The following is a 2780-nucleotide window of genomic DNA, read 5'->3' as shown; positions in this document are numbered from 1 at the left end:
CCCCTAATTGTAGCTGAGGCACGAGATGGAAGGAAGCCCAGCTGGATGCTGAGCTTCCAACCAAAACTTATTGTAATAGGAGCAAATTCTCATTCAGCTTTTCCTGTGTTTCTCTGGACAAAAGCACGGGCTCCACAGTTACTGTATCATCAGGCAAAAAGCGGATAAACTTCAATCCGCCAACGGCTGTACCATACTGGTCTTGCTTTCCGATTGGCTCGCCCAATTCTTCGATTTCCAGTTCACATGCCCGCCGGGCAATCTTTTCCTGCGACCAATATTTTCCTTTATAGGCGTTGATCGCGTGGATCAACCCGACTGTGTACGCACTGGAAGTGGAAAGGCCTGTCCCCGAAACAATATCCGCTGTGCTGACAACTTCAACACCATCAAGCCCGCTGTCGAGCAGAAGTTGTCTTGCAATGGGGTGCTGAATTTTATGTACGTCCTGTACAGATTCTGTTTTACTGTACTTGATCACTGTTTCTGCCCGGTTAAAGGATGGGTGAATCGTCACATACATGTATTTGTTAATCGATGTGGATAATACACAACCCTCATGCCGATGGTAAAAGGAGGGCAAGTCACTTCCGCCTCCAGCAAAACTGACACGAAAAGGAGTTCTTGTAATAATCATTGGATTCTCTCTCCTTATCGGTTAAAGATCATCCGTAATAATACTCGAATGACTTTACTGACAAAACAAACAGCAATTCCTATTAGCAGAACACCAGAAATACAGGTTACTCCTGCTTGGACAGCTTTAATCGGAAATACCACCACAGAAAGGACACACGCAATTAAAGAAGCCAACAAATATTTCATCAGGGTGAAATTAGAAAGTCTGTCAAAGAAACCTATAATTTTATTACCATATTTATTCTTAAATCTATTCTTTGCTGCATATTGTTTGAACTTTTCTGGGTCGTTTTTAAATAGAAGAATTTCACCTTTTTGCTTTTCGGTTAGGCAAGGTGAATTCTTTATAACGTTTTCTTCAACATATCCCATATTGGTTTGCATCGCTTTAAATTCATCATCGGTAACCTTCATTAATGATAACCAACCAATAGTATTGTAGTATTCATCAATAATGATATGCGGGCCATAAAAGTTGTTGTAATCTTCCTGAATCTCCGCATACATTTCATGTTCTTCTTTCCATCGCTGTATCATCGGGCCAATCTTAAAATTATTTGTTGTCGAACCTTCGCTATCGACCCTATAGTTATAGTAAGGTTTATCGAGCCATGCTATTTTTTCGGAGTGAATTAAAGTATCAATTCTAAATCCGACGTCCACATATGCGCCGCCTTTTGCTTGAATAAACTGAATTTTGTTTTCACGCATATAACTTGTCCGATACAATCCGCTCCAGAGCGAGGCATGAATCTCCATTAGTGCGCCGTACTGCTTAACAGAAAAGCACATGTTTGACGGCACAGCACTCGCAACGTATTTTCTATACGAGCAGTCATGCTTTTCTCCACTCGCAAAATATTCGCTATATGGAGTCTTGACAACATCGGCATCAAGTGCCTTCGCATACTCGTACATTTCCTCATACATCTCCGGCTCAATAAAGTCATCAGACTCTACAATGGCGATATACTCACCTCTGGCCATGGACATACCAAGGTTGCAGGAAGCACCGTAGCCACCATTCTTTTGATGAGGTGCGATGATTCGAGGATCATGAGCCTCAAAATAATCGATGATCTCCCTGCAACGGTCCTGATCACCCTCGTCCACAATGATGATTTCCAGTTCCTCCATGGTCTGGTTCACAATACTGTTCAGGCATTGTGTCAAATATTTATCCACTTTATATACTGGCACAATTACAGAAACTTTCGGATTTTCCTGATATTGATGTTCTCTCACCAGCAGAATCGGGTCTTTTTTCTTAGTGATTGCTTCCATGTTTATTTCCCTCTCTATTTAGTTTATTTAATAGGCTGTATGTTAAACTGCGGATGCCTTTTTCCCGTGTTACGGCCAGCATTTTTCCTGCCGCATTCGATGCCGCATAAAAAGCTCGCCCAACTCTGTATTCTCTTGAACTTTTCAGCGCATCTATTTCTCTTTTTTTATCTTCGATGTCCCATTGCAGGCGAAGTAAATTTATCTTTTCATTTGTCTCCTCATAACACATATCGATACGGCTCATAGCAGCCTTTTCCGCCTCTGAAAACAATGCTTCAGAATATTCTCCACTTTGTCTAAGCTTCTGAAAATCATTGGCAGCCCGCGCAAAATGCTTTGTCGTATCTTCCCATGTCAAACGTTCAGATACCCAGAAATAAGATGCCAATCTCCGCCACGTAAGGCCATCTGCATATTCTTTCAATACATCAGGGGCTGATGCACGAAAGAAATCAAACAGCAAATCGAATTCCCGGTATGTACGCTCCGCAGCCTTGTCCGACTGTTTCACAGATGAAGCTGGGTTATCCTGCCGCCACATATAGAAAGGCCTGTGGACAGCGGCCATCCTCTGCGCAAAACACAGCGCTTTACACCAAAAGCCAATATCCTGAAACGCTCCGCCTGGGGTCTCGTTATACCGTATATTGTTTTTCAGCAGAAATTCCCGCCGGTATATCCCGCTCCATGTTGCAATCACCGCTTTGAATATGTCGTGGCGCTTATGGGGCAAAATCACTTTCCCGTAATCACAGTCGTGTTCTAATATATTAATTAAAACTATCCCAAGATTTTGGACTATAGAAGAACAGTCCAAAAGTATTGAGTTTCTGGTTATAAAGGCCTACCCATTC

3 protein-coding genes are annotated in these 2780 nt (G+C 42.3%); all 3 read right to left on the bottom strand.

All coding sequences use genetic code 11. The annotated features are described in order from the left end of the window. Nucleotides 1-67 precede the first annotated feature (67 nt). From JQM68_RS13460 to JQM68_RS13450, 3 genes are read right to left on the bottom strand one after another with little or no spacing between them, the layout of a single operon-like run. A complete protein-coding gene (locus JQM68_RS13460; RefSeq protein WP_235223533.1) occupies nucleotides 68-637 on the bottom strand; it encodes a GHMP family kinase ATP-binding protein in 570 nt (189 codons plus the stop codon). Between the two features lie 14 nt (nucleotides 638-651). Then, a complete protein-coding gene (locus tag JQM68_RS13455) occupies nucleotides 652-1923 on the bottom strand; it encodes a glycosyltransferase (protein WP_235223532.1) in 1272 nt (423 codons plus the stop codon). Continuing rightward, entirely contained in the window at nucleotides 1907-2659 is a 753-nt protein-coding gene (locus JQM68_RS13450; protein ID WP_235223531.1) for a glycosyltransferase family protein, read from the bottom strand. Before JQM68_RS13450 ends, JQM68_RS13455 begins: the two co-directional genes overlap by 17 nt. Nucleotides 2660-2780 lie beyond the last annotated feature (121 nt).

Source organism: Oscillibacter valericigenes (assembly GCF_021531435.1).
Classification (GTDB): Bacteria; Bacillota; Clostridia; order Oscillospirales; family Oscillospiraceae; genus Oscillibacter; species Oscillibacter valericigenes_B.
Note: the sequence above shows the minus strand (reverse complement) of the source record. Positions and strands in the feature narration are given on the sequence as shown.

Coding starts and splice junctions, on each gene's coding strand:
- JQM68_RS13460 (WP_235223533.1), bottom strand. CDS start 637: ATGATTATTACAAGAACTCCTTTTCGTGTCAGTTTTGCTGGAGGCGGA.
- JQM68_RS13455 (WP_235223532.1), bottom strand. CDS start 1,923: ATGGAAGCAATCACTAAGAAAAAAGACCCGATTCTGCTGGTGAGAGAA.